24 protein-coding genes and 4 pseudogenes are annotated in these 25,298 nt (G+C 69.4%); 22 read left to right on the top strand and 6 right to left on the bottom strand.

What is annotated here, in order from left to right:
• The first annotated feature begins 92 nt into the window (after positions 1–92).
• The 7 genes and pseudogenes from RNB18_RS35795 to RNB18_RS35765 all read left to right on the top strand — a co-directional run bounded on the left by RNB18_RS35795 (position 93) and on the right by RNB18_RS35765 (position 5,754).
• The gene (locus RNB18_RS35795) at positions 93–1,241 is read left to right on the top strand and encodes an FAD-dependent oxidoreductase (protein ID WP_311718232.1); all 1,149 of its coding nucleotides are present in this window, start codon (positions 93–95) and stop codon (positions 1,239–1,241) included.
• Positions 1,238–2,245: an amidohydrolase family protein gene (locus RNB18_RS35790; RefSeq protein WP_311718231.1), complete on the top strand. Its 1,008-nt coding sequence runs from the start codon at positions 1,238–1,240 to the stop codon at positions 2,243–2,245. The genes RNB18_RS35795 and RNB18_RS35790 overlap by 4 nt, the downstream gene beginning before the upstream one ends.
• A gap of 11 nt (positions 2,246–2,256) precedes the next feature.
• On the top strand, positions 2,257–3,207 hold the full coding sequence (locus tag RNB18_RS35785; protein WP_311718230.1) for a VOC family protein: 951 nt from the start codon (positions 2,257–2,259) through the stop codon (positions 3,205–3,207).
• An 84-nt stretch (positions 3,208–3,291) separates the two neighbouring features.
• Positions 3,292–4,257, top strand: a complete 966-nt coding sequence (locus RNB18_RS35780; protein WP_311718229.1) for a fumarylacetoacetate hydrolase family protein — start codon at positions 3,292–3,294, stop codon at positions 4,255–4,257.
• 11 nt (positions 4,258–4,268) lie between these two features.
• Positions 4,269–5,006 (top strand): SDR family NAD(P)-dependent oxidoreductase, encoded by a 738-nt coding sequence (locus RNB18_RS35775; protein ID WP_311718228.1) that lies wholly within the window; start codon positions 4,269–4,271, stop codon positions 5,004–5,006.
• 35 nt (positions 5,007–5,041) lie between these two features.
• Positions 5,042–5,167: pseudogene (locus RNB18_RS35770) on the top strand (CoA-transferase); the annotation flags it as partial.
• A 137-nt stretch (positions 5,168–5,304) separates the two neighbouring features.
• Positions 5,305–5,754, top strand: coding sequence for an ATP-binding protein (locus RNB18_RS35765; protein ID WP_311718227.1), 450 nt, complete (start codon positions 5,305–5,307; stop codon positions 5,752–5,754).
• A gap of 23 nt (positions 5,755–5,777) precedes the next feature.
• Here the strand turns inward: RNB18_RS35765 and RNB18_RS35760 are convergent, their stop codons facing one another.
• Positions 5,778–5,993, bottom strand: coding sequence for a hypothetical protein (locus RNB18_RS35760; protein ID WP_311718226.1), 216 nt, complete (start codon positions 5,991–5,993; stop codon positions 5,778–5,780).
• 183 nt (positions 5,994–6,176) lie between these two features.
• Positions 6,177–6,554, bottom strand: a complete 378-nt coding sequence (locus RNB18_RS35755) for an NUDIX domain-containing protein (RefSeq protein WP_311718225.1) — start codon at positions 6,552–6,554, stop codon at positions 6,177–6,179.
• A 201-nt stretch (positions 6,555–6,755) separates the two neighbouring features.
• Between RNB18_RS35755 and RNB18_RS35750 the strand changes: the two genes are divergently transcribed.
• The 5 genes from RNB18_RS35750 to RNB18_RS35730 all read left to right on the top strand — a co-directional run bounded on the left by RNB18_RS35750 (position 6,756) and on the right by RNB18_RS35730 (position 10,905).
• Positions 6,756–7,565, top strand: a complete 810-nt coding sequence (locus RNB18_RS35750) for an ABC transporter ATP-binding protein (protein WP_311718224.1) — start codon at positions 6,756–6,758, stop codon at positions 7,563–7,565.
• A complete protein-coding gene (locus tag RNB18_RS35745) occupies positions 7,562–8,323 on the top strand; it encodes an ABC transporter permease (protein ID WP_311718222.1) in 762 nt (253 codons plus the stop codon). Before RNB18_RS35750 ends, RNB18_RS35745 begins: the two co-directional genes overlap by 4 nt.
• Positions 8,324–8,338: 15 nt before the next feature.
• Complete coding sequence (locus RNB18_RS35740; RefSeq protein WP_311718221.1) at positions 8,339–9,133, top strand: helix-turn-helix domain-containing protein; 795 nt, start codon at positions 8,339–8,341, stop codon at positions 9,131–9,133.
• Positions 9,134–9,321: 188 nt separating this feature from the next.
• Positions 9,322–9,606 carry a hypothetical protein gene (locus tag RNB18_RS35735; protein ID WP_311718220.1) on the top strand — a complete coding sequence of 95 codons (285 nt, stop codon included), beginning with the start codon at positions 9,322–9,324 and terminating at the stop codon, positions 9,604–9,606.
• Between the two features lie 240 nt (positions 9,607–9,846).
• Complete coding sequence (locus RNB18_RS35730) at positions 9,847–10,905, top strand: YihY/virulence factor BrkB family protein (RefSeq protein ID WP_311718255.1); 1,059 nt, start codon at positions 9,847–9,849, stop codon at positions 10,903–10,905.
• A gap of 199 nt (positions 10,906–11,104) precedes the next feature.
• Here RNB18_RS35730 and RNB18_RS35725 read toward each other — a convergent pair whose 3' ends face one another.
• A complete protein-coding gene (locus RNB18_RS35725; protein WP_311718219.1) occupies positions 11,105–11,266 on the bottom strand; it encodes a hypothetical protein in 162 nt (53 codons plus the stop codon).
• Positions 11,267–11,679: 413 nt separating this feature from the next.
• Here RNB18_RS35725 and RNB18_RS35720 point away from each other — a divergent pair, with 413 nt between their 5' ends.
• Genes RNB18_RS35720 through RNB18_RS35710 form a run of 3 tightly spaced genes read left to right on the top strand, consistent with a single transcriptional unit; the run spans position 11,680 to position 12,829 of the window.
• Positions 11,680–12,099, top strand: a complete 420-nt coding sequence (locus RNB18_RS35720; RefSeq protein ID WP_311718218.1) for a phage holin family protein — start codon at positions 11,680–11,682, stop codon at positions 12,097–12,099.
• A complete protein-coding gene (locus RNB18_RS35715; RefSeq protein WP_311718217.1) occupies positions 12,096–12,566 on the top strand; it encodes a DUF3618 domain-containing protein in 471 nt (156 codons plus the stop codon). Before RNB18_RS35720 ends, RNB18_RS35715 begins: the two co-directional genes overlap by 4 nt.
• Positions 12,563–12,829: a DUF4235 domain-containing protein gene (locus RNB18_RS35710; RefSeq protein ID WP_311718216.1), complete on the top strand. Its 267-nt coding sequence runs from the start codon at positions 12,563–12,565 to the stop codon at positions 12,827–12,829. Before RNB18_RS35715 ends, RNB18_RS35710 begins: the two co-directional genes overlap by 4 nt.
• 121 nt (positions 12,830–12,950) lie before the next feature.
• Here the strand turns inward: RNB18_RS35710 and RNB18_RS54205 are convergent.
• Positions 12,951–13,932 (bottom strand): annotated as a pseudogene (locus tag RNB18_RS54205) (IS110 family transposase); the annotation flags it as partial.
• Positions 13,933–14,614: 682 nt separating this feature from the next.
• On the opposite strand from RNB18_RS54205, the gene RNB18_RS35690 reads away from it, so the two are divergent.
• Positions 14,615–17,779, top strand: a complete 3,165-nt coding sequence (locus RNB18_RS35690) for an N-acetylmuramoyl-L-alanine amidase (protein WP_311718212.1) — start codon at positions 14,615–14,617, stop codon at positions 17,777–17,779.
• A 236-nt stretch (positions 17,780–18,015) separates the two neighbouring features.
• Here the strand turns inward: RNB18_RS35690 and RNB18_RS35685 are convergent, their stop codons facing one another.
• The gene (locus RNB18_RS35685) at positions 18,016–18,534 is read right to left on the bottom strand and encodes a TetR/AcrR family transcriptional regulator (RefSeq protein ID WP_311718211.1); all 519 of its coding nucleotides are present in this window, start codon (positions 18,532–18,534) and stop codon (positions 18,016–18,018) included.
• Positions 18,535–18,680: 146 nt separating this feature from the next.
• On the opposite strand from RNB18_RS35685, the gene RNB18_RS35680 reads away from it, so the two are divergent.
• Together RNB18_RS35680 and RNB18_RS35675 are read left to right on the top strand one after the other, a co-directional pair.
• Positions 18,681–18,983: a hypothetical protein gene (locus RNB18_RS35680; RefSeq protein WP_311718210.1), complete on the top strand. Its 303-nt coding sequence runs from the start codon at positions 18,681–18,683 to the stop codon at positions 18,981–18,983.
• Positions 18,984–19,461: 478 nt separating this feature from the next.
• Positions 19,462–19,554, top strand: a pseudogene (locus tag RNB18_RS35675) (IS5/IS1182 family transposase); the annotation flags it as partial.
• Between the two features lie 64 nt (positions 19,555–19,618).
• Here RNB18_RS35675 and RNB18_RS35670 read toward each other — a convergent pair.
• Entirely contained in the window at positions 19,619–19,774 is a 156-nt protein-coding gene (locus RNB18_RS35670; RefSeq protein WP_311718258.1) for a hypothetical protein, read from the bottom strand.
• 63 nt (positions 19,775–19,837) lie between these two features.
• Between RNB18_RS35670 and RNB18_RS35665 the strand changes: the two genes are divergently transcribed.
• The 4 genes and pseudogenes from RNB18_RS35665 to RNB18_RS35650 all read left to right on the top strand — a co-directional run bounded on the left by RNB18_RS35665 (position 19,838) and on the right by RNB18_RS35650 (position 25,217).
• Entirely contained in the window at positions 19,838–21,979 is a 2,142-nt protein-coding gene (locus tag RNB18_RS35665) for a hypothetical protein (protein ID WP_311718209.1), read from the top strand.
• A 5-nt stretch (positions 21,980–21,984) separates the two neighbouring features.
• Positions 21,985–23,622 carry an ABC transporter substrate-binding protein gene (locus RNB18_RS35660; RefSeq protein ID WP_311718208.1) on the top strand — a complete coding sequence of 546 codons (1,638 nt, stop codon included), beginning with the start codon at positions 21,985–21,987 and terminating at the stop codon, positions 23,620–23,622.
• A gap of 242 nt (positions 23,623–23,864) precedes the next feature.
• Positions 23,865–24,587, top strand: a pseudogene (locus tag RNB18_RS35655) (ATP-binding protein).
• 105 nt (positions 24,588–24,692) lie between these two features.
• Complete coding sequence (locus RNB18_RS35650; RefSeq protein WP_311718207.1) at positions 24,693–25,217, top strand: hypothetical protein; 525 nt, start codon at positions 24,693–24,695, stop codon at positions 25,215–25,217.
• Positions 25,218–25,298: the final 81 nt, after the last annotated feature.

Here is a 25,298-nt window from a genome sequence, read left to right as displayed (position 1 = left end):
GCGGAGTGGGCCGCCCCGACAGCCGCACCCGTCCGGCTCGCACCACCACCCCTGCCGCTCGAAGTCGCGCGGCCCCACCGCAGGGAGATCCCATGACCGACCCCCGCCCCCGCACCGTCCTCGTCATCGGCGGCGGCGCCTCCGGCAACGCCGTGACCGTGCTGTTGCGGCGAGCGGGCATCACCGTGGACCTGATCGAGGCCAGGCCCGACTGGAACGTCCTCGGCTCCGGCATCACCCTCCAGGGCAACGCGCTGCGCGTACTGCGCGGACTGGGCGTGTGGGACAAGGTCCAAGAGAGCGGCTACACCTTCGACTCCGTGGGCCTGGCCACGCCCGACGGCCATGTGTTCCACGTCCAGCAGGACATCCGTACCGGCGGCGACGACCTGCCCGCGACCATCGGCATGCGGCGGCCCCGGCTCCAGGAGATCCTGTGCGAGGCGGTCCGGGCGAGCGGTGCGACGGTCCGCCTCGGCACCACCGCCGACGAGCTGGTCCAGGACGGGGCCGGCGTCACCGCTCGCTTCAGCGACGGCACCGAGGGCCGCTACAACCTCGTCATCGCCGCCGACGGTCTCAACTCCCTGACCCGCGCGATGATCGGCATCAGTGAGAAACCCGAGCCGACCGGCATGGCCATCTGGCGCATCGCCGCACCCCGCCCGGCGGGCGTGGAGCGCACGGACCTGGCCTACGGCGGGCCCTGCTACATCGCCGGTTACTGCCCCACCAGCGAGAGCACCATCTACGCCTATCTCGTCGAGGCCAACCGCGACCGCGCCTCCATCGACCCGGCCTCGTACGCGGACGAGATGCGACGCCTCGCAGCTCCGTACGGCGGCGCCTGGCCCGAGATCGCCGCCAGCATCACCGACCCTGCGAAGGTCAACTACACCTGGTTCGACCGGCTGCTCGTCGAGGGTTCCTGGCACCGCGGCCGGGTCGTGCTGGTCGGCGACGCCGCCCATGCCTGCCCGCCCACCCTCGCGCAGGGCGCGGCCATGTCGCTGGAGGATGCCTCCGTACTGGCCGAGCTGCTGAGCGCGGAGGAGTCGTGGGATTCCCTCGACACCCTCGACGACCTGCTGACCCGCTACCACGAGCGCCGCATCGACCGTGTCCGCACGGTCGTCGAGGCCTCGGTGCTGCTCGGCCAGTGGCAGCTGGACGGCGTCCGTGACGCCGACGTGCCCGGCCTGATCGGCCGCACGATGTCCGTCCTGAAGGAGACCCCGTGACGACCCCGGCCACCCCCACCATCGACGTCCACGCGCACGTCCTGCTTCCACAGGTCGAGCAGGCAGTCGCCGGACACCCCGGGCTGGCCGCCGCCCGCAGCCTCGACGCCCGCCGAAACGGCCCCGAGGCGCTCGCCGTCAGCGGCCCGATGGTCCGCGACCGCATCCCTCGACTGACCGACGTCAAGGCCCGGCTCACCGCGATGGACGCCGCCGGCGTCGACGTCCAACTGGTCTCGCCGTCCCCCTCGCACTACCACTACTGGGCCGACGAGGGCCTGGCCCGCACGGTGTGGGAGCTGGCCAACTCCGGCACCGCCGCGCACGTCGCGGGGGCCCCCGAACGGCTCCTCGGCCTCGGTCTGGTGCCGCTGCAGCATCCGGTGCTGGCCGTGGAGGCGCTGGACCACGCCCTCGCGCAGGGGCTGCTGGGTGTGGAGATCTCCTCGCACGCGCCCGGCCTGGAGCTGTCGGACCCGGCGTACGCGCCCTTCTGGACGCGCGCCGAGGAGGCCGGCGCCGTGCTCTTCCTGCACCCCTTCGGCTGCACGCTCGACGAGCGCCTGGACCGCTGGTACCTGTCCAACACGGTCGGGCAGCCCACCGAGAACGCCGTCGCGCTCTCCCACCTCATCTTCTCCGGCGTGCTGGACCGCCACCCTGGCCTGAAGGTGATCGCCGCGCACGGCGGCGGCTACCTGCCCACCCACATCGGCCGCTCCGACCACGCCTGGCGGACCAGACCGGACACGCGGGGCTGCGCGTTCGAGCCGAGCAGCTACCTCAAGCGGCTGTACTTCGACTCGCTCGTCCACGACCCGCACGTCCTGCGCGAGCTGATCCGGGTGGCCGGCCCCGACCGGGTCCTGCTCGGCTCGGACTTCCCCTTCGACATGGGCACCGAGGATCCGGTCGGCGCGCTGCGCGCCGCCGCGGACCTGCCCGACCCCCACTTCCACGCCGTACGCGGCGGCAACGCGGCAGCGCTGCTGCGCCTCTCCTGAGGAGCCCCGACATGACCGACGATTCGCCCACTCGCCTGCTCACCCACCTGCGGCACGTCGACCTCGCCGTGCCCGACTACGACAAGCAGCTCGACTTCTACGCCGGAGTCTGGGGCCTGACCAAGGTCGCCGAGGACTCGGGCATCTCCTTCCTGGCCGCCGAGGGCAGCCCCGAGCAGTACGTCGTACGGCTCCGCAAGGCCGAGGAGAAGCGGCTCGACCTCGTCTCCTACGGCGCCGCGTCGGCCACCGACGTGGACACGCTCGCCGGGCAACTCCTCGCGGAGGGCGTGCGGTTGATCTCGCAGCCGGGCAAGGTCGACACCCCCGGCGGGGGCTACGGCTTCCGCTTCTTCGACGGCGACGGCCGCACCGTCGAGGTCTCGGCGTTGGTCGAGGCCCGGCAGCACCGGCGTATCGAGGAGAAGGAGGCCATCCCCGTCCGCCTCTCACACGTCGTCCTCAACTCCCCAGACCTGGACGCCACCCGCGCCTGGTACGAGCGCCACCTCGGCTTCCGGCTGTCCGACACGCTCAGCTCCCCGCACATGGGCGAGGTCATGCACTTCATGCGGATCAGCAACCAGCACCACTCGATGGCCCTCGCCAAGGGGCCACACACCTCCCTGCACCACGTCTCGTTCGAGATGCGCGGCCTGGACGAGTACATGCGCGGCTCGGGACGCGTGATGCGCTCCGGTGCCCGCAAGATCTGGGGCCCGGGCCGGCACATGGCCGGCGACAACACCTTCACGTACTTCCTCGACCCGCACGGCAACACCGTCGAGTACACAACGGAGTTGGAGGAACTCGACGAGGACACCTGGCATCCGCACGTCTACGACTTCTCCCGGCCCGAAGTCACCGACCAGTGGGGCACCGCCAACCCCATGAACGAACTGGTAGCCAAGGAGTCCTTCAACGACGTTGACCGCGGTGTCTTCGTCGCCCCGCCGGTCTGATCCCTCTCGGCTCGGCGCCGGGGGCGCGGAACGGTCCATGCCCTGACTCGCCCCCGTCCCCGGCCCCCGGACTTCAGGAATGCCATGCGCTTCGCCACGTACGAACACCACGGCCGCCACAGCGTCGCCACCGTCGGGGACGACGGCACCCTCCACCCCTTCCCCGGCCGTGCCTCGCTGCTCGACCTGCTCGGGGCGGGCCCCGCGGCGCTGCGCGAGGCGGGCAACGCCACGCAGGCCGTGCCGGGCGGCCCGCATGTCTCGCAGGTGCGACTGCTGCCGCCCTTCCAGCCGCCGTCCGTACGGGACTTCGTCACCTTCGAGGAACACGTCGAGGGCGTACGACGCAGCATCGACAACACGGCCGGGGTCCCCGACGCCTGGTACGACGCGCCGACCTTCTACTTCACCAATCCGTACGCCGTCATCGGCGCGCACGACGACGTGCCCGTGCCGCCCGGCTCCTCGGTCCTGGACTTCGAACTCGAAGTCGCCGCCGTCATCGGCCACGAGGGCCGCGACCTGACGCCCGAGCGGGCCCGCGACCACATCATCGGATACACGATCTTCAACGACTGGTCCGCCCGTGACCTTCAGTCCGCCGAGATGAAGGTGGGGTTGGGCCCCTGCAAGGGCAAGGACACCGCCGCCACCCTCGGCCCCTACCTGGTCACCGCCGACGAGCTGGAGCCGTACCGGGACACGGACGGGTTCCTGCGTCTGGCGCTGACCGCGGAGATCAACGGTGATGTGGTCGGCAAGGACCTGCTGTCCAACATGAGCTGGACCTTCGAGGAGATGGTCGCCTACGCCTCGCGCGGCACATACGTCCGTCCCGGCGATGTGCTCGGCTCCGGCACCTGCGGCAACGGCGGCTGCCTGGCCGAGCTGTGGGGCGTACGCGGCCGCCAGGATCCGCCACCGCTGAAGCCCGGTGACACCGTCGCCCTCACCGTCGAGGGCATCGGCACCGTCACCAACACCGTCGTGCCCGGCGCTGGACCGGTACCGGTCCCCCGGGCCCGCAAGCGCCCGCGGCTGCGCCCGTGAACGGCGGGGCCGTGAGCAGGCTGGACGGCAAGGTCGTGATCGTCACCGGAGCCGCGCGTGGGCAGGGCGCGGCCGAGGCCGAGGCGCTGACCCGCGCGGGGGCGGTGGTCGTCGCCACCGATGTGACTCAGGCTCCGGGCTGTCGGCGCCTGGACGTCACCGACGCGAAGGAGTGGGCGGCGCTCGCCGAAGAGCTGCGCTGCCAGTACGGCGAGGTCCACGGCCTGGTCAACAACGCCGGCATCACCTGGCGCGCGAGACTCCACGAGGTCACGCCCGAGGACTTCGCCCGCGTCCACGCCGTCAACGTCACCGGCCCGCTCCTTGCCATCCAGCACCTGGCGCCGTTGATGCCGCCGGGCTCGTCGATCGTCAACGTCGGCTCCTCCGCCGGGCTCACCGGGCACTACCCGGTCGCGTACACGGCCAGCAAGTGGGCGCTGCGCGGCCTGTCCAAGGCGGCCTGTGTCGAGCTGGGCCCCCGGGGCATCCGCGTGAACACCATCCATCCCGGCTTCATCGAGACCGAGATGACCGCCTCCGCCGCGCCCGCCTTCCGCGAGGCGAACATCCGCGAGACGCCGCTGGCCCGCACCGGCACCGTCGACGAGATCACCCCGCTGGTGGTCTTCCTCCTCTCCGACGACGCCTCCTTCATCACCGGCACGGAGATCCCCGTAGACGGCGGCTTCACCGCACACGGCGGCTCCAAGTCCATCTCCGATGCCCTGCGGCCTGCCTCCGACTGACCGCCAACTGACCTCCGACCGGAAGGACCCCCTACGTGAACAAGGTCAGCGCGAGCGCCGCCGCGGCGGTCGCCGACATCCCCAACGGGGCCTCGCTGGCAGTCGGCGGCTTCGGCCTGTCCGGCATCCCGGCCACCCTCATCGGCGCCCTGCATGATCGGCGACCGTCGCCGTGTTTCACGAGCGACCACCTATGAAACAACCTCAGTGTCCGCGTTGTCGTCTCTTCGAGTCGGCGGACGTGCTCGCCACCGCCTACGAAACCGGTTCGTGCCCGTGACGTCCTGACCGCTGACGTGTGGCACGTTTCGCTCGTATTCCGGTCCCACCCCTCGAGGGCAGCGCGGACATCGCAGAGGCCCGGGACCTGGCCCGCGTCTTCCTCACGTCTGTGCAGGCTGAGCACGGGCTGCCGGTGTCGGCGCGGGCGATGGGCATGGTGCAGCTGGTGGTGAGCGAGCTGGTGACCAACGCCCGCAAATACGCTCCGGGCCCGTGCCTGCTGGACCTGGAGATCAACGAGAGTGCCGTCCGGATCAGCGTGTGGGACAGCAGCACCACGCAGCCGTCGGTCCAGGCGGCCGACCCGGAGCGGGTCGGTCGGCACGGCCTTGAGATCGTGATGGCGGTGTCCCAGACCTTCTGCGTTCACCGTGAACCGGTGGGCAAGCGGATCACCGTGTCCGTCGTACTCGCCGACGACCCTGGTGGGGACGTCGCCGGTCACCCGTCCCTTCGACGTCCTTAGGCAGGCCGTGTCTGCCTCATGCGTCAAGTGATGCTGGTAGGAAGGCTCCGGACGGGGCTGCGCTGGGTGCTGGTGTCGGTGCGCCGGTCCAGCTCGGTGCGCAGTTCGTGGATGACCTGGGCATAGACGGCGACGCGCTCGCGGAGCCGGTCGTTGTCCTCCCACAGCGCGCGAGTGGTGGCTTCGGCGTCTACTACGCGGGCGTGAAGATGCTGGAACGCAGGCGGGATGCCGTTCACCGCGGACTTTCCGCGGGTGAATGGCCGGTGGGCAGGTGCAGGTAGCCGAATGAGACCAGACGAATCGGGTGGGTCCAGCGCACGAAAGGGCCTCCAGGTCGCTGGTGAAAGGGCGGGAACGTCAGAGCGCCGGACCTGACCGGGAAGGGCAGGTGCGGCGCTCTGACGGATTGGGCGCGGTGCTTAGAGGGTCGATGCCACGGCCGCACGGAGGACGGCGGCATGGTCGAAGGCCAGTCGTTCCGGCAGGTCGTCCAGGGGCCACCAGTGGGCGGTGCGGGCGTCGTCCCCGGCGGTGATCGTGGTGTCGACGGGGACGACGGTCACGTAGGCGACGGTGACGTACCGGCCGCGCGGGTCACGCTCGGGGGCGTCCCAGACGCCGATCTGGCGCAGGTCGTCGGCAGTGACGGTGACGCCTGTTTCCTCCGCCAGCTCCCGCGGCGGCCTCGAGGCTGGTCTCTCCGTGGTCGACGTGGTCGACGTGGCCGCCGGGGGAAGCAGGCGGGTTCGTTGATTTCTGACCGGTGAGTCGCACGAACCGACGCGTGAGTGGTGCACCGACAGTTATGAGTATGGCGGGTTCGCGGCCGAACGAGCTCGGGGCGAGCGGTCCGTCATCGCTGCGGTGTGTCTGGCCGGTCGGCGATCTGGGTGCCGTGGTCGGAACGGGCTTGACCTTGACGCTGGGTCAACCCTCCATCCTTCCGGAGGAGCTTCCGCGCAGGCGCCTGGACAGCTCCGCGAAGGAGGCAGTTGACCATGACAGCCCAATCGATCGCCGGTCCGGCGATTCGCGTGCAAGGTCTCAGGAAGTCGTACGGGAAGCTCGAAGTGCTGCGCGGTGTGGACTTCGACGTGGCGCCGGGCAGCATCTTCGCCCTGCTCGGCTCCAACGGGGCGGGCAAGACCACGACCGTGAGGATCCTCGCCACGCTCCTGAAAGCCGACGCGGGGGCGGCGAGCGTCAATGGCTTCGACGTTGCCACACAACCGGCGAACGTGCGGGAGTCCATCAGTCTCACCGGACAGTTCGCGGCGGTCGACGAGATCCTCAGCGGTCGGGAGAACCTCGCCCTCGTCGCCAGGCTGCGCCACGTCAAGGACCCGGGCGCGATCGCGGATGACCTGCTGGGGCGTTTTTCGCTGAGCGAGGCGGGCGCGCGGCGAGTGTCCACGTACTCGGGTGGGATGCGCCGCCGGCTGGACATCGCGATGAGCCTCATCGGGAATTCGCCGGTGATTTTCCTGGACGAGCCGACGGCCGGTCTCGACCCCGAGGCGCGCATCGAGGTGTGGGATGCGGTCAAGGAGCTTGCCGGCTACGGAACGACGGTACTGCTCACCACGCAGTATCTGGACGAGGCCGAGCAGCTGGCCGACCGGATCGCGATCCTCCACCAGGGTCGGATCATCGTGAACGGCACCCTCGCCGAGCTCAAGCAGCTCTTCCCACCCGCCAAGGTCGAGTACGTCGAGAAGCAGCCGACTCTGGAGGAGATCTTCCTTTCGGTCATTGGCGGCGGCGAAAAGAGCGACGCCACTGTCACGACAGCTGGGGGACGAGGATGACCGCGTACTTCATCCACGACACAGCCGCGCTCACGGGGCGGACCCTGCGCCATGTCACACGCAGCATGGACACCATCATCACGACTGCCATCACGCCGGTCGCCATGATGTTGATGTTCGTCTACGTGTTCGGCGGCGCCATCGACACCGGGTCGGTTTCGTATGTGAACTACATGCTGCCCGGCATCCTGCTCATGACCATCGCCTCAGGCATCTCCTACACCGCGTACCGGCTGTTCACCGATGTGAAGAGCGGGATCTTCGAACGATTCCAGTCCATGCCGATCGCTCGGTCGGGTGTGCTGTGGGCCCACGTCGTCACCTCTCTGGTCGCCAACCTGATCGCGCTCGTGCTCGTCGTGGGTGTCGCTGTGCTCATGGGCTTCCGCTCAGGGGCAGGAGTGTCGGCATGGCTCGCGGTCGCCGGCATCCTGCTCTTGTTCACCCTGGCGCTGACCTGGCTCGCCGTGATCCCCGGGCTCTCCGCGTCGTCGGTCGAGGGCGCGGGCGCGTTCGCCTACCCCCTCATCTTCCTGCCGTTCGTCAGTTCGGCTTTCGTGCCCACAAAGACGATGCCCGGCCCGGTGCGCTGGTTCGCCGAACATCAGCCGGTGACGTCGATCGTCAACACGATCCGCAACCTGTTCGCCCAGCAGCCGGTCGGCGACGACATCTGGACCGCCCTCGCGTGGTGCATCGGCATCCTCGTCGTGGCGTACATCTTCGCGATGGCCGCCTATCGCCGGAAGATCGCCTGAGGCAGGCTGAGACCCATGCTCACCATCAGCCAGCTTGCGTCGTACGCCGGGGTGACGGTGCGGGCGGTACGCCACTACCACCGGATCGGGTTGCTGGCGGAGCCCGAGCGCGACCGGTCCGGATACCGGACCTACGACGCTGTCGCGGTCGTGCGACTGATCCGGATCCGCACCCTGGCAGACGCCGGTGTGCCGCTGGCTCGGGTGCAGGAACTCCTCGACGCCGGCCCGGAGGAGTTCGCCGGCGGCGTCCAGGAGATCGACAAGGCCCTGCGCGCCGAGATCCGGCGGCTGCAGGACACTCGCAGTCGACTCGCCAGGCTTGCCGCCGGAGAGCACCTGGCGCTTCCGCAGAGCGTTGTGGACTACCTCGACCGGCTGCGAGGTCTCGGCGTTGAGGAGCGGTACATCGAGATGGAGCGGGACGCCTGGATCATGATCGCCGCCCAGGTGCCGCATTCGATCGACTCCGTGATCGCCAAGAAGCACGAGGAGCTGAACGACCCCGACATGGTGAAGCTCTACAGCCTTCTCAGCGGGGCACTCGACTGGCCGGCCAACGATCCGCGGATCGTCGAGGTCGCCGACATCATGGAGCGCTTGATGATTCGCGCTGTGGAGGCCGGCGAGGTCGGTGCCGACGACGGCATCGACGACCAGTTCGTCGACCTGCTGGACTCAACCATGGTCGAGTCCTCACCGCAGGCTGCGCGGCTGTTGGCGGTCCTGGAGGAGCGGGGCTGGAGGGGCTGGACCCGCATCGAACGAGTGCCTGCCGACAGACTCAACACTGGGCTGCCGCCATCGTAAAGGCAGGTCAGGGTCCTGGAGTGACGCTATTTGGGGGTGCACGTGCTGGCCACGGGCGGCCGTCTGCCTCGGCGGCTGGTGGATGCGCGTGTAGCGGTGGTCGAGGTACTGGGTGAGCCGCCTTCCGCGGTCGCAAGCCGGCGCAAAGGGCGGTGGCGGGCTCGCCCGTGCCGCGGCGGGCCGGGGACATGACGGCGTCCGTCCTCGCGCCGGACTACCAGCGGATTGTGGCGGTGCTGGAGTCGGAAGCGGGCGGCCGGGAGGGCACGCGCTGTCAGCAGCTGGCCGTGGCCCTGGGACTGGAGGCCGTACCGGCGAAGGTCGAGGGGCTGCGGTCGAAGGCGCAGCGCCTGGTGGAGCGGGGGTGGGTCACCCAGGTGCGGCCAGGGCGTTCACCGCTCTCGCAGTGCCGGCAGGCTGAAAGCACCTGGGCGGCGTCCGGCCAGACCACACGCCGATCACGTAGTGCCTGACCGCAGTTTCTCCAGCCGTGCGTGACTGTGCCTCCTGTCGGTGCTGACGCTGCGGGCTGATCGTTGGCGCAGGCGTTGTCCGCCATGAGCGCGCTGAGGTTGACCACGGTCCCCTCTCGGTGGTCTCTGCGTTCGGATGTGAGCTGGAACTCGCCCCGCACGGACGTCGATATCTTCCGTCTTGTCATGTTATGTGGCGAATGTGTGTATAGGTGGCGCTGGGCCGGATACACGTCGGGAATGGTACGGACGTTGAAACGGCATGGAAGGCACGGCGGGCACAGCGCGACCGACCAGATGGTCGAGACCGCGCGGACACCTGAGGCCGGGCCGGATGAGCAGGTGGAGAGGCAGGCGCCGGACACTCCGACGGATCTGCCCAAGCGCTCCTGGGGGGCGGTGCTGAAAGGCACCTTGAAGGAGTTCAAGAAGGACGAGTTGACCGACCGGGCGGCGGCGCTGACCTACTACGGGATCCTGGCGCTGTTTCCGGCCTTGCTGGCGTTGATCTCGCTGCTCGGCATCGTCGGGCAGTCGGCGTCGCAGCAGGTGCTGGACAACATCCAGAAACTGGCCCCGGGCGCGGCGCGGGATGTGCTGAGCAACGCGGTGAAGCAGATGCAGGGCAACGCCGGCATCGGCTCCATCATGGCGATCGTGGGTCTGGTGCTCGCGGTGTGGTCGGCCTCCGGCTATGTCGCCGCGTTCATCCGGTCCGCCAACGCGGTCTACGACGTCCCGGAGGGCCGCCCGGTGTGGAAGGTGCTGCCTGTCCGCGTCGGCGTGACGGTGGTCCTGATGGTCCTGGCCGTCATCAGCGCGGTGATCGTCGTGTTCACCGGGAGCCTGGCCAAGCAGATCGGCTCCGCTCTGGGGGTGGGCGATACGGCGCTGACGGTGTGGTCGATTGCGAAGTGGCCGGTGCTGGCGGTCCTCGTCACGACGATGATCGCGATCCTGTACTGGGCGACGCCGAACGCGCGGGTGCGCGGCTTCCGTTGGATCACCCCGGGCAGCTTCCTGGCACTGGTGATCTGGATGGTCGCCTCGGCCGGGTTCGCGCTTTACGTGGCGAACTTCGCCTCGTACAACAAGACCTACGGCACCTTCGCCGGAGTGATCATCTTCCTGGTGTGGCTGTGGATCACGAATTTGGCGATCCTGCTCGGTCTGGAATTCGACGCCGAGCTGCACCGCCAGCGCGCCGTGGCGGGCGGTCACCCGGCCGAACAGGAGCCGTACGTGCAGCCGCGGGACACCCGCAAGTGGGACGAGGAGGACCACCGCCGCCTCGGTTGAGGCGCCCTACCGCCGCCGGCGTCCTCCAGGGCTTGGCCTAGGGGGTCGCGCCGGCCAGGCGACGGCGAAGCCGATCCAAGACGGGTGGGCGAGGGCTCGGGACGGGAAGGCGGCTGATCATGGGGACGACGGCGGATATGCACGACAGGGACCACCGGCCGGCCAGGCGAGCGATCGCGTGGGCGCCGCCCTGGGTGCGTCAGACAGCGCCGGCGGTGCAGGAGGCGGCCGAGCACACCAAGCTGTCGTGGCCCGCGCCCGCTGTGACGGTCACCTTCGGCGGGTGGCGCGGCCGCGCGGCCGCCGCCGCCGGGGTGGCGGCCATGACGACGGCGCAGGTGCTGTCGAACGCGATCGCCAAAAAGTTGTACCGGCGGCGCCGCCCACCCCGGGATTTCTTCCCGCGGGAGGGACTCCGGGAGCTCCCGGACAGCTCTTCGTTCCCCTCCGGGCAGACCGCCGCGGCCATCGCGTTCGCGGGCGCCGTCGCGCCGGTCTTTCCGACCGCCGGGTGCCGCCTGTGGGCTGTCGGCGTCGATGGTGTCCACCGAGCGGACGCGCAGCGGTGCCCCCTACCCCTCCGGCGTCGCGGCTGCAGGAGTGATCGCTCCGGCCGCGGCCGTCCTGGTACGGGCCGCACCCCATCTGCCGTGGCGACGAAGGTTCTGACGGGCGGTGATGCGTGTTGACCCGGGTATCCGGAGGGCCGATCAGACAGTGGAAGCAGAGATGGCCGCTCGGTCACCCGGGCAGCCGCAGGGAAGGTGAGCACTTATGACAGCAGATGGTTCCCCCCGCCCGGGCAGTCCCGGGCAGGAACCGGTGGGTGACCTGGTTCAACGTGCCTCGCAGCAGCTGTCGCAGCTGGTGCGCGACGAGATGCGCCTGGCGCAGGCGGAGATGGCCGAGAAGGGCAAGCGGTTCGGCAAGGGCGGTGGCCTGTTCGGCGGCGCGGGGCTGGTGGGTGTGCTCACCCTGCAGGCTCTGGTGGCCACCGTGATCGCCGCATTGTCGCTCGCCGTGGATGTGTGGGTGGCGGCGCTGATCGTCACCGGTGTCCTGGCGGCCGTCACCGCGCTGATGGCGGCGCTCGGCAAGCAGCAGGTCAGCAAGGCGTCCCCGCCGGCGCCCGAGCAGGCCGTGGACAGCGTCAGGGCCGATGTGGCCGAGATCAAGGAAAGGGCACAGCGATGACCGAGGACAAGCCGCAGCCGGGCGATGAGCCGACCCCTTCCTCCGAGGAACTGCGTGAACGGGTCGAGGCGACACGTGAGGACCTCGGCGAGACTGTCGAGGCGCTCGCGGCCAAGGCCGACGTCAAGACCCGTGCCCGGGAGAAGACGACGGCCGTCAAGGATCAGGTCGCCGAGAAGACCACACAGGTCAGGTCTCAGCTGAAGGACAAGGCCGCACACGCGGCCCACACGGTGCAGGACCGGACGCCGGAGCCGGTGCGCGCCAAGGCCGCCGCAGCCACGGAGCAGTTCCACGACAAGGCCGTGCACGTCGCCGAGCTGGCCCGGGACAAGGCCCCGCAGCCGGTGCGGGAGAAGGCCGACCAGGGCATGCAGGCGGCGCGGGCCAACCGCGGCCCGCTGCTTGCCGCAACCGGTGCGCTCATCGTGCTGCTGGTCGTCCGACGTGCCAGGAGGCACCGATGAAAGCCTCGAAAGTCGCCTACAAGCCGGTAGGCATGGCCATGGGTGCCCTCAGCGGTGTCCTGGCCGGCGCGATGTTCAAGCAGGTCTGGAAACAACTCGGGCACGAGGAGGACGCCCCCGACGCCACCGATGAGCACCGCACCTGGCGTGAGGTGGTGTCTGCGGCCGTCCTGCAGGGCGCGATCTTCGCCGGTGTGAAGGCCGCCGTCGACCGCGGTGGCGCCACCGCCACCCGCCGCCTGACCGGCACCTGGCCCGGCTGACCGACCGTCGGCTCCGCCCCGACCGGCTTGCGATTACCACCGGTGGTCGCCCTGGTCGCCCTTCCTGACGCGCGGGTGTGAACGCGGCCCCCGTGGGGCGGAGGGCTGTCTACGCCGTACTGCCGCGGTGGTAGCGGCGATGGCGGCGCATGGTGCCGCTGACACGACCGGAATCCCGTGGCACGGGTGACAAGCCGGCGAAGGACGCCTGGTGATCTGCTGTGCCGAAGGCCTCAAGGTCGCCACCGGTGGCGGCGATGAACTCGGCGCCTAGGAGGGTGCCCATGCCGGTCAAACTCCGGATCACCGTTGCGTGTCGGTGGTCGTTGAACCGGGCTTCGATGAGCGCCTCGAGTTCGGCGACTCCTCGTCGAGGGCCAGCACGCCCTTGGCGATGCGGGCGACCATGGCGGCCGCGAGGGTTTCTCCCGGCAGTGCGGCGTGCTGGGCCCGGGCTGCCTCGACGGCTGTTTCGGCGAGCGCGGCGCCGTTCTTCACCTTGCGGTTCTTCAGCCCCGTTCCGATCCGCCCGGCCCCACTGCGGCGGATCGCGGCCGGCACCTGGTAACCGGTCAGCAGCATGATCGGACCTTTCTTGCTCAGGTTCAGTGCCCGCTCCAACGCGGGGCAGTGCTCCAGGAGTTGGGCCCTTGGCCGGTTGGTCTGACGGGTGCGGTCGTTGACCAGATCGAGGCGGCGTGCGGTCAAGGTGCGCAGGTCGACGGCTATCTCATCGCCGGCCCGCAGGAGACCGAGGCCTTGCGCATGCGCGCCTCGTCGGCGACGACGAACGCGTCCTTCCCGTCCGTCTTTCCCTGACCGCGGTAGGCGGCCGACGCCTGGTGCACGGCCAGGCCGGTGATGTAGACCATCGGCTGCTCGCTGCTGAGCAGAAGGCCGATGAGCAGGGCGGCACCACTGTGGTTGATATCCACCGCCCACAGGGTGTCCTCGCAGAGCGCGAGCACGTCTTTGATCGGCTCCAGCAGGGCCGGTTCGTCACTGAAGACCCGGCGTGAGAGGAGGCGTTCGCCGCGTTCGTCGACCACCACGCAGTGGTGGTGTTCCTTGCCGATGTCCACTCCTGCCCAGATCTGGGACACGGGTCACCTCCGCCGGCTCGTCGTCACATCGATCCCGCAGACAACCTCGCCGACGTTGTCCTACACAGCGATCGAGTCGCGTATCCCAATTAGCGGTCCAGTCGCCGCCGGGCACCGAGCGGCCAAGTTCTTTGAGCCATCGAACGGCGACAAGCTCACAGCCATCCCCAGAACCCCTGGGTCCGCCGAACTTACGGATGACCAACTCAGACCCACGCTCGAAAGGTAGGGCAAGCTCACTGTCCCTGAGTCGCGGCCGGATGTCCCTGGGTTGGGTGTTGCGTGTGAGGCCCGAGGTGTTTACCCGTTCATGATCGGTCGATCGACCGTCCATGGCCCGATGCGCCATAGGCTGCCGATCGTCGCGTACCCCCACCGCTGCCCTGCCTGCCGGCAGGGCTTCTGCCGCGACACGGACCTATCAGGGCCGGCGCGATGGCGCCGCGCGGCCACAGACGAGGCGCTTGCGTGTTCCCCCGTGTCGCGTGGGAGCCGTTGCGTCCGTGTGCACCGAACAGGGGCAGGGGTAGCAGTGCGTTCGAGACACCGCAGTCAGCGGAAGAGGATCTGGTGGGGAGCCGCCGGAGGGCTCGCCACCGTCGGGCTGGTCATCGGGGCGGTCGCGCAGGCCGCCCCGGGATCCGGCTCAACCCAGGGACAGGGCATTGCCGGTAGGACTGCGGTGTCCGCGCCGGTCAAGCCCGCCCTGCACACGCTGCAGGCCGACTTCAGCGCGGCCGCCGCGGAGTTCCACGTGCCGAGCAGCGTGCTGCTGGCCATCTCGTACCAGCAGACGCTGTGGGAGTCGCACCGCGGCAGCCCGTCGGTCACCGGCAACTACAACGTCATGGGCCTCACCTCCGTCAGCCGGGCGGATCTCCGGGCGGCGTCGGACAGCCCGCCGGAGACGAACGGCAGGGGTGACGACCCCCGCGCGCCGCACCACCCCGCGGCGACGCCGTCGGACAGCGGCACGGTGCCGCCGATCACCCCGGCGATGCGCACCCTCGACACGGCCGCCTCGATGCTCGGCGACTCGCCGGCGTCGCTGCGCACCTCCACGCGACAGAGCGTGCGCGGGGCCGCCGCGCTCCTCGCCTCGTACGAGCGCGCCGCGACCGGCTCACTGCCCACCACCTCCGCGCAGTGGTACCCCGCGGTGGCCCGCTTCGCGCAGGCAGCGAACTCCGCCACCGCCGACCAGTTCGCCCACCGGGTCTACGCGACGATCCGCACCGGCGCCCACCGGATCACCGCGGACAATCAGGAGGTGACGCTCACCGCCGACCCCTCGGTGCCGGTCCAGGCGTCCCCCAAGCTCAGCCCCGATCTCAAGTCCGCGGCGGCCCAGGCCTCGGACGCCGTCGCCCTGAACACCGCCCCGCAGTCAGGGGTGGCCCACGCCACGGCCGCCGTCGCCCCGCTGTCCCCGCGGACCCCGGTGGTCCAGGCGGACACGAGCACGACCACGCCCGCGACCGAGTGCCCGTCCACGCTGACCTGCACCTTCACGCCGGCGGCCTACGCGCTGAACGGCAGCACCGACCAGACCGACTACGGCAACTACGACCTGGCCAACCGTCCCGCCGACGGGGACGCGATCACCAGCATCGTCATCCATGACACGGAGAGCACGGCGTCCGCGGCGATCAACGCGTTCCAGAAGCCATCGTCATACGCCAGCGCGCACTACGTCGTCGGCGCCGACGGTTCGGTCACGCAGATGGTGCCGACCAAGGACGTCGCCTGGCACGCGGGCAACAAGTACGTCAACGATCACTCGATCGGCATCGAGCACGAGGGCTACGCCCTGGACTACGGCTCCTGGTACACCGAGCAGGAGTACCAGTCCTCCGCGGCGCTGGTGACCTACCTCGCCCAGCGGTTCGCCATCCCGCTCGACCGCGAGCACCTCATCGGCCACGACGACGTTCCCGGCCCGCTCGACGCGTACTACGAGGGCATGCACTGGGACCCGGGCCCATGGTGGAACTGGGGCCACTATCTCGCCCTGCTGCAGGCCTCCCCGAACGGCGACGGCATGCCGGTGGCCGGTGGCGAGGTCACCATCACCCCGCCCTGGAGCACCGCGAACGAGCCGACCCTGACCGGCTGCGGCTCCTCCACCACCACCTGCCCCGCCAACCCGGCCAACTTCGTCTACCTGCGCACCAGTCCGTCCTCGACCGCCTCCCTGATCAAGGACCCGAAGTACACGGCGGACGGCCAGACCACCGGCTCCACGCTGGGCTGGGACTGGACCGACAAGGCTGTCTACGGCCAGACCTTCGTGGTCGCGGCGGTGCAGGGCGACTGGACGGCCATCTGGTACGACGGTCAGAAGGCCTGGTTCTCCAACCCCGGCGGCGCCTACACCATGGCCAACACCGGCACCGCCAAGCAGCTGATCACCCCCGCCGGCACGTCGGCGGTCCCGGTGTACGGACGCGCCTACCCGGAGACCTCGGCCTACCCCTCGTCCCTGAGCACCCTCGCGGCCGACCCCGACCAGCAGCTGACCCCGCTGAGCCACGAGACCATCCAGCCGGGCCAGGCGTACGGCGCGCTGGACCAGGTGACGGGCGACTTCTACTACGCGGAGAACCTCAACTGCACGGCCGACCCCGACTGCCTGCTCGTCGTCGGCACCACGCAGTACTACCCGATCCGCTACAACCACCGGATCGCGTACGTGAAGGCGAGCGACGTCAGAACGATCCAGCCGGTCGTGCCGCCGACCGGCACGTTCAAGCCCGTCACCCCGACGCGGATCATGGACACCCGCAGCGGCACGGGTGTGACGAAGGCGAAGGTCGGCCCGGCCGGTACGGTCCGTCTGCAGGTGGCGGGTGTGGCCGGGGTGCCGACCAGTGGGGTCACCGGGGTGGTGGTGAACGTGACCGCGACCGGCGGGACCTCGTCCAGTTACGTCACCGTCTATCCGGACGGCAGTCCGCGCCCCGCCGTCTCGAACCTCAACTTCAGTGCGGGGGAGACCTTCCCCAACCTGGTCGTGGTCCCCGTGGCCGACGGAAAGGTGGACTTCTACAACAACGCCGGCAGCGTCAACCTCATCGCCGACATCACCGGCTACTACACCAGTGACGGCAGCGGATCGAAGCTCACCAGCGTCGGCCCGACGCGGATCATGGACACCCGCAGCGGCACGGGTGTGACGAAGGCGAAGGTCGGCCCGGCCGGTACCGTCGCTCTGAAGGTCGCCGGTGTGGCCGGAGTGCCGACCAGTGGGGTCACGGGCGTCGTGGTGAACGTGACTGCGACCGGCGGTACTTCGTCCAGCTATGTCACCGTCTATCCGGACGGCAGTCCGCGCCCAGCGGTCTCCAACCTCAACTTCAGTGCGGGGGAGACCTTCCCCAACCTGGTCGTCGTCCCCGTGGCCGACGGAAAGGTGGACTTCTACAACAACGCCGGCAGCGTCAACCTCATCGCCGACATCACCGGCTACTTCAGCAGCAGCGGCTCCGTCGAGCACAACGCCGGCCCGCTCCGCGTCATGGACACCCGCAACGGCACCGGCGTCCGCAAGGGCACGGTCGGCGCCGCCGCCAAGGTCACCTTGACCGTCGGCGGCAGGAACGGCGTCCCCGTGGACGCCACCGCCGTCGTCCTCAACGTCACCGCGACCGGCGGTACTTCCTCCAGCTACGTCACGGTCTACCCCGACGGCACCACCCGGTCCAGCGCGTCCAACCTCAACTTCACAGCCGGCGAGACCATACCCAACCTGGTCGTCGTCCCCATGATCAACGGAAAGGTCGACTTCTACAACAACGCCGGCAGCGTCCAACTCATCGCCGACCTGACGGGCTACTTCACGAGCTGAGCCCCAGGGCGGCGGGCCGCCGCGGCGTACGCCGGACGCGCGTGTGCCCGCCCACGGCATCCGGACCCGGTCACGAACGGCTCCCTCGTTCGTGACCGGGCCCGTCCGCGTCGGCAGACCCGGCACCGGCCTCTGTCCGACCCGGGACCAGGTCGACTTCGATCCGACGTCCCCCCGCCGTCCTCGGCGGGAGGCGGCGGCAGGTGGCCGATTGCCTCGCTCACCCCGTCTTCGTGTCAGGCACGTGCGTCCTGATGCGCTGGCGCGTTGTCGGCCCGAGCACTGCCCGAGCACTGATGGAGGGGCGGAATCGCGTCGATCGTCTCCTGCACACGATCGACGATGTCTGTCCGATCGTTCAGTGCCCAGGAGGTGTGCTGCGCGCCGAAGAAGGAAGCGACGAGCACCCGGGCCAGGGATTCCTGGCTCGCGTCCCCGTGGAGTTGGCCCAGGCGCTTCGCCTCCGTCAACAACTCCTCACAGTGTGCGATGAAGTCGGCGAACGGACGGGTGGGCAGACCGTTGTCGATCAGGTGGCGGTCCAGATGCAGCCGCACCGCGGCCTGGAACAGGTTGTCGTCGCGGAGGGCGACCGCCACGCGGTTCAGGAGTTTGACCGTGGCCTGAAGGGGAGGCAGTTTCAGGCGCTTGACCCCGGCGGACTGGGCGGCCAGACGGGCGAAGTACTCCTCGGAGACCGCGACGGCGATGGCCTCCTTGTTCGTGAAGTGGAAGTAGACGGCTCCCTTGGTCACCCCTGCGGGCCGTACGGGAGAACATCGCGCACGGCCTGCCGCTGAGCGCACGCGACCGCGCCGCGGCCACCGCCCGGATCCTCCGATCGCATCCGCAGTGGTCCGACGCCGCCATCGCACTGGCGGCCGGTTTCTCCGCCCGCACTGTGGGCGAGATCCGGCGGGCGTCCCTGGACGAGGGCGAACAGCCCGCCGTCAGGCTGGGGCGTGACGGTCGGGTGCGGCCGTTGAACAGTGCCGAGGGACGGATACGCGCGAGTCAGCTGATCATGGAGATGCCGGGCGCATCGCTGCGCGCGATCGCCCAGCGGGCCGGGCTCTCCCCGGGCACGGTCCGCGAGGTACGCGACGGGCTGAGCCGGGGCGAGGGCCCGCTTCCGGCGTCGCTGCGGGCTTCGGACGGGGGCGGCGGCTCACCCGTCAAGACCGAACCGGCGCTCGTGCGGTAGCCGGCGCAGGCGCGCGCTCCCATCGCCGGGCAGGGTCTGCTGAAGCCCCTCATGAAGGACCCGTCCCTCAGGCTGACCGAGCGGGGGCGATTCCAGCTGCGGCTGTTCGGAACACGGGTTTTGCCCGATGGCCGGTGGACAGAGCTGAAGGAGGCCGTACCGGAGCACGGAGCCAAAGTGATCAGTCAGCTGGCTCGGCAGTGCGCGAGTGCCTGGACCGAGTTCGCCGACGACCTGGAACGGATGGCGGCCGAGTCGAGCGGCGAGTGAGGCCGGGCTGTCTCTGATGGATCTCCGCGGCGTCGCGACCCCCGGCACGCCCCCCGACTGCCTCGCGGGCGTGGGAAGTGATCAGAAATCCCCTGGGCGGGACGGCGCGGCCACACGGCCTGTGCAACCAACCGGACCTGTGCAACCACGGGTTCTCCGTAGTTGCACAGCGTCGAAGGCTCGGGCGGATCCGCCCGGAGGATATGGGAGCTGGCTGCACGGCTTTCGCCGCTTACGGACCCGCTGGGAACGACGCGACGACATCCACGAGGCCTTCCTCGGACTTGCCGTCTGCCTGATCACCCACCGGCACGTCCAGAGGCTTTGTTTGAGCGCTTCCGGAGCCCGTCTGAGGGAGGGCGGGGTCAGCCCGGCTGGTTCAGCGGGACGACGCCCTGACAACTGGTGGCCTGGGTCAGTCCCAGCGAAGAGCCTTCCGTCAGGACGGTGACACGTGAATCCCACCACCAACTTCCCTTCACATAACAGCCGTTGTCCTGGCTGAAGGTCTCGTGTTCCACTAATCTCCATCCACCACTTCGATCACCCGCTCCCGGGCGGGAGAGCATCCACGGGGGAGATGCGTGTATGAAGACTTGGGCTTCGAGAAACTCCTCGACGCGGACGGTTTCTTCGCACGCCTGTTAGGGCGGTCGCCATCAGGCGCCGACCGCAAGGCGTTGTACGGCCCTGACCTGCCCGTGGTGCTGCTCACCGGCGGTCCGGGGATGGGAAAGGGGCGGCTGCTACGGGCGGTGCACGAGCGTTTCGCCCGCCACGTGCCGGTGATCCGTCTGGACTGCGCCTCACCGGTGTACGCGGACCAGGCCGGGCCGGAGCCCGGTGCCCGCTCGGCGGCGACCGAGGCCCTGGTCGAGGCCGCCCTGCTGCTGCACACCTGGCGGGGAACGGGAGGCGCGTTCACCTTCCCGCGGTTTTTCGCGGGCTTGGCGGTGATCGCGACCGGAGTCGCGGACGGCACTCCTGCGGCGATCAGGACAGAGGTCGAGCGGTACGAGGAACTGCTCCATCCGCCGCGCCTGCGCGGTCTGGGAGTGCGCGACTTCTGGCGCAGTGTGCTCCTCGGGGCCGTACGGAAAATGCTGGAGGTCCTGGCCGGACAGGCGTTCGGCCCGTACGGGGCCGCCGCGCTCACCGCGCTGCTCGACGCCCTCTTCGAGAGTGTGACGCCCCGGGTCGAGGCGGAACTGACCCGGATCTACGGCGAGTATCCCGGCGCGGCCGGCCAGCCCAAGCACGGGCTGCGCAGGCTCGCCACCGACTTCCAGGCGGGCGGCGAGCGGCGGGAGGACGCGGAGCGCTTCCTGTTCCGGGCGCTGCGCGAGGATCTGGAGGCGGCGTACGGCGGTCTGGGGGGCTGGCTGGGCCGGGTCGGCCGCCCGGGACTGCTGCTGGACCACGCAGAGGAACCGGTGGGCGAGCAGCTGCTGCGCGCCGTGCTCACCGACCGCCGGGACGGGCAGCGCGACCGCGTGGTGATCGTAGGCACGGCTCGCCGGGCGGACGGCGGGGAATTCCTGCACGGGGGTCTGCCACCGAGGGAGGTAGCAGCGTTCCGGCCCGCTGACGGGGTGCCGGCCACCTGGTCCCGGCGCAGGGACCAGGAGGAGGACCGGGGGCCGCTGTCCGCCGGGGTGCTCATACTGCGGATGCCTTTCCTCACCGGCGACCAGCTCCGCAAGGCGACCGAACGCATACAGCTGGGCGCGGAGCGGGAGGGCGGTGTGCACCGCCGCCGTATCACCGCCGCCGTGGCCCAACTGAGCGGCGGACGGCCGCACACGGTGATCCGGCTGGCCACCGCTGCCGCCGACCACCCGATGGAGACGGACGCCAACGACCGGGCCATCCTGGACGCGGGGCTGCACCACCCGGACGGCGCCCCCGAGCGCCCGGTGACGGACGTACTGCTTCAGGAGCTGATCCTCGACCAGCTGCCGGTGCGGCTGCCGGACGAGCACCATGACCAGTGGCTCGATCTCCTCACCCATCTGTCGGTGGCGCACGACCAGGAGTGCGCGGACGTCCTGCTCCGCCAACACCAGGCGGGCCGTGTCCTGCGCCTGACGGCACATGAGGTCGCGCGGCTGCTCAACGACACCGGGTGGCCCAGCTGCGATCGGCACTTCATCGGAGACTTCGGCCTGCGCCAGCTGCTGGTGCACCGACTGTACGGGCTGTCGCGCGACGGAGCCGCCTGGTACGCCGACCACCATCTGCTGTGCGCACACTATGCCGTGGGTGAGCCGAGCGGCGGTGCGTTCCACTCGGTGATGACCCACCAGATGAACCACCACCTTGTCTCCGGCGGCGTCGACGACGTGATACACCACCTCGCCGCCACCCTCCCCGGCCGCTCCCGTCAGTGGTGCGGGGAACTGCTGGAGATCGCCCAGGCACCGTATCCGGGCGGGGCGGACGAGCGCCGCAAGCGCGCCCAGGGTCTGGTACAGGTCGACGGACCACCGTTGCGCCGCACCGTCGACCAACTTCTGCACGCCGTATGGCTGTGCGAGGAGCGCACCAGACCGACCGGGAGTGAAATGGCCCGCACGCTGGAGCAGTTGCTGAGGCAACTGTCGACCATGGACTTCGACGGCGCCGGAGAACTCGGCCCGACAGCCACCGAGTGGAGCCAACTGGCCGCGAACGAGCAGCCGTTGCTCCGCTGCGACTGCACCGATCAGCTCGGCCGCAGGAGGTGACGGGGATGCCCGGCTGGATACCCAGGTGGAACAGACTGCCCAGGTGGGGAAAGATCCTCTACGCGCTGGCGGGCGTGGCGGTGCTCGTGGCCGCCGGCGTATTCGGCGTTCCCGCCCTCCAGAAGCCGGACACCTGCCACCACGGTGTCGAGAAGATCGGTGGCGAGTGCATCGGCGTCGACGGCGCTGGCTACGCCTTCGGCACACCGGAGATCGGTGCCGTGGCCAAAGCCATCTCGGAGGAGAACAAGAGGATCGCGAACCAGCCCCATGTCACCGTGGCGATGATGCTGCCGCTCCAGTCGGACTCGGCGGCGCTGAGGCGGCAGATGCGCAGCGATCTCCAGGGCGCGTATCTGGGACAGCGACAGGCCAACTCTGGCATGGGCCAAGTACCCAGGATCCGGCTGGTGCTGGCCAACCCCGGGCTGAACTATGGCCATCAGGACAAGATCGTAAGCACACTGCTCGACATGGCCGAATCCGACAAGGACAAGCTGCGAGCCGTCACGGGCTTCAACCTCACTCTCGACGCCACCGAGAAGGCCGTGGAACGTCTGACGGAGAACGGTGTCCCGGTGCTCGCCTCCCGGATCAGCGGAGACGGGATCGCGAACGTCGAGGGGAAGAAGCAACGATTCCCTGGCCTGGCCCGAATCATCCCCACCAACGGCAACGCGGCCGAGGCACTGGCCAACTTCAACGGCGAGCGGGGCCGGGAGGACGCCAGGACGGTGCTGGTCTACGACGACCGCCCGGACGCCTACGACCAGTCGCTGGCGAGCGCCTTCCGGGGAATCCAGGAGACGGGCCCGGCAGGTCCCGCCGACATGTCCTTCGAATCCCCAGGCATCGATGAGGCCGGTTCGACCGGCAGCCAGTTCGAGCAGATCGCCAACAACATCTGCGGTTCCACGGCCGACACCGTCTACTTCGCCGGGCGCACGCTGCACCTGCGGATCTTCGCGCTCACGCTCGCCAGGCAGACCTGCGCGAACCGACACTTCACCCTGGTCAGCGGCTCCGACGCCGCCTCGCTGCGGCAGGCCATGTCTGAGAAGGACTGGGCGCAGCTGCGCGGCGAGGACGGCGCGGCGAAGGTGACGGTCCAGTACGCCGCCCCTGCGCACCCGGCCGCCTGGGACACCGAACTGGCCGCCTGGACCAAGCAGTGGAAGGAGACCCACCACCGCGAGCCCACCGCGAACGAACTCCCTCAGTACCTCACGGAGCCCAAGGCGGCCCTGGACGGGCTCAGCGAACTGATCAAGAGCACGAGCAAGGCGGGCACGGACCTTGGCTCCACCCCGAACCTGGAGGATTCCCGCACCATGCTCGTCTACGACGGCCTCGTTACCATCGGTACGGCTCTGCACGAGGTACAGGGCAACGACGCCGAGCAGGCGCCCAGCCTCGGAGACGTCCGCCAGGAGTGGTCGAAACTCCAGTCGGTGCACCGCGTGAGGGGCACGAGTGGCCTGATCTGCCTGACCAGCGGCGGGAATCCGTACGACAAGCCGGTCGCGGTGGTCGAACTGAACCCGGGCCAGGGCGTGCGCGGGACCCTGAAGTTCGTCGGTCTGGGCTGGCCCACCGGCAAGGAACAGCCGAAGAACTGCGTGATCCCGAGCGGCACTTCCTGAGAGGTGCGCAGCCAGGTCAGTGCCTTTACATATCTGCAGCAGTGGGAATCCCACCCGCCCTCCACCCATTGGTCCGGCCCGAACGGCCGCCACCGGACGGGACCTTCCCCTGTCCGAGGCGCGACTGGCTTCGTAAGTCAGCTGCCGCCCGACACCCGGCCGCTGCCCTCGGTCGCGGCCTACGACCAGCTGCTGCGAGCCGGGCAGCCGGCCGATCGCCCCGCCATCCAGGGACCGATGCCGTGACACTCAAATGCCACCGCGGGCTGACCGAACAGGCCGCGCCGCCGCCGTCGACCAGGCATGCCGCATGGCCCGGCTGCCCACCATCCGGGCCCAGTTCCCCGAACTCGCCGAAGCCGCCGCCCGGGACCAGATGTCCTATCTCGGCTTCCTCGCCGAACTGCTGATGGCCGAGTGCGACGACCGGGCCCGCCGCCGCTCCGAACGGCGCATCAAAGCGGCGCAGTTCCCCCGGGAGAAGTCGATCAGAGCCTTTGAGTTCGACGCCAACGCGAACATCGACGCAGCCGTCATTCACACCCTGGCGACCTGCGAATGGGTCAAGAAGGGCCTGCCGCTCTGCCTGATCGGCGACTCCGGCACCGGCAAGTCCCACCTGCTGATCGCGCTCGGCACCGAGGCCGCCATGGCCGGCTTCCGGGCCAAGACCATCGCCCGCTACGGACGCGTCGATCTCCTCTGCATAGACGAACTCGGCTACATGGAGCTGGACCGCCGCGGCGCTGAGCTGCTGTTCCAGGTGCTGACGGAACGCGAGGAGAAAAATCAGCGTCGCCATCGCCTCCAACGAATCGTTCGGCGGCTGGACCAGGACATTCACGGATCCGCGGCTCTGCGCGGCCATCGTCGACCGTCTGACCTTCGGCGGGAACATCATCGAGACCGGCACCGAGTCCTATCGGCTCGCACAGACCCGTACACAACAGCAAGCCACCACTTGACCTCCGGATCCGGTCCCGCAGAACACACCTCGTGATCAAGAATGGACCAGTCGATTGCCACGCTGACCACAGATCACAGCCCCCGCGCTGAAGGAGGAAACTGGTTTGGCCGCCCCCTGGGATGTTCTGGTGTCCACGAGCGTTGGTGCCGTCGCAACCATCATTGGCATCGTGGTGGGCGGCTTCGTCGGTCGCCGCAGCCAGAACCAGCAATGGCTGCGCGACACCCAGACAGCTGCCTACGGAGCCTTCCTCCAGGAGTTCACCGCGGTCGAGATCGAGCTGCGTGAGGCATACCTCGACGACCGGCCCAACAACGCCAACTGGCCACCGTTCAACGCCGCCTTGACCTCACTCAGTCTGGTCGCCACCCCCGACGTTGCGAATGCCGCCGGCGACCTGGCCGATGCGATCGGCCGCTTCGCGCTCCTGGTCGCTGACCGCAGCCCGAAGAACCGAGACAACCTGCAGCGGATCATGGCAGAACTCGCATCCGGACAGCTCGCCTTCGTTAACGCGGCCCGCAGCTCCCTCGACGGATCCCAGCAGCCCATCAACCGGCAGCTGGGAGGACCGCCGCCATGGCGCGAGATCGAGCCCTACCTCCCCACACCAGGCGCCGCTGACTGACGTCGCTCCTCAGTGCACAGGGTGGGGCCAAAACTCGCTCCCGAAAACCGCTTCCAAGATCGCTAAGTAGGGCCAGGAATG

This window comes from Streptomyces doebereineriae (genome assembly GCF_031845645.1).
Classification (GTDB): Bacteria; Actinomycetota; Actinomycetes; order Streptomycetales; family Streptomycetaceae; genus Streptomyces; species Streptomyces canus.
The sequence above is the reverse complement of the archived record's forward strand: the minus strand, read 5'-3'. Positions and strand labels throughout refer to the sequence as shown.

Coding starts and splice junctions, on each gene's coding strand:
- RNB18_RS35750 (WP_311718224.1), top strand. CDS start 6,756: ATGACAGCCCAATCGATCGCCGGTCCGGCGATTCGCGTGCAAGGTCTC.
- RNB18_RS35715 (WP_311718217.1), top strand. CDS start 12,096: ATGACCGAGGACAAGCCGCAGCCGGGCGATGAGCCGACCCCTTCCTCC.
- RNB18_RS35795 (WP_311718232.1), top strand. CDS start 93: ATGACCGACCCCCGCCCCCGCACCGTCCTCGTCATCGGCGGCGGCGCC.
- RNB18_RS35660 (WP_311718208.1), top strand. CDS start 21,985: ATGCCCGGCTGGATACCCAGGTGGAACAGACTGCCCAGGTGGGGAAAG.
- RNB18_RS35735 (WP_311718220.1), top strand. CDS start 9,322: ATGACGGCGTCCGTCCTCGCGCCGGACTACCAGCGGATTGTGGCGGTG.
- RNB18_RS35720 (WP_311718218.1), top strand. CDS start 11,680: ATGACAGCAGATGGTTCCCCCCGCCCGGGCAGTCCCGGGCAGGAACCG.
- RNB18_RS35730 (WP_311718255.1), top strand. CDS start 9,847: ATGGTACGGACGTTGAAACGGCATGGAAGGCACGGCGGGCACAGCGCG.
- RNB18_RS35785 (WP_311718230.1), top strand. CDS start 2,257: ATGACCGACGATTCGCCCACTCGCCTGCTCACCCACCTGCGGCACGTC.
- RNB18_RS35740 (WP_311718221.1), top strand. CDS start 8,339: ATGCTCACCATCAGCCAGCTTGCGTCGTACGCCGGGGTGACGGTGCGG.
- RNB18_RS35745 (WP_311718222.1), top strand. CDS start 7,562: ATGACCGCGTACTTCATCCACGACACAGCCGCGCTCACGGGGCGGACC.
- RNB18_RS35710 (WP_311718216.1), top strand. CDS start 12,563: ATGAAAGCCTCGAAAGTCGCCTACAAGCCGGTAGGCATGGCCATGGGT.
- RNB18_RS35780 (WP_311718229.1), top strand. CDS start 3,292: ATGCGCTTCGCCACGTACGAACACCACGGCCGCCACAGCGTCGCCACC.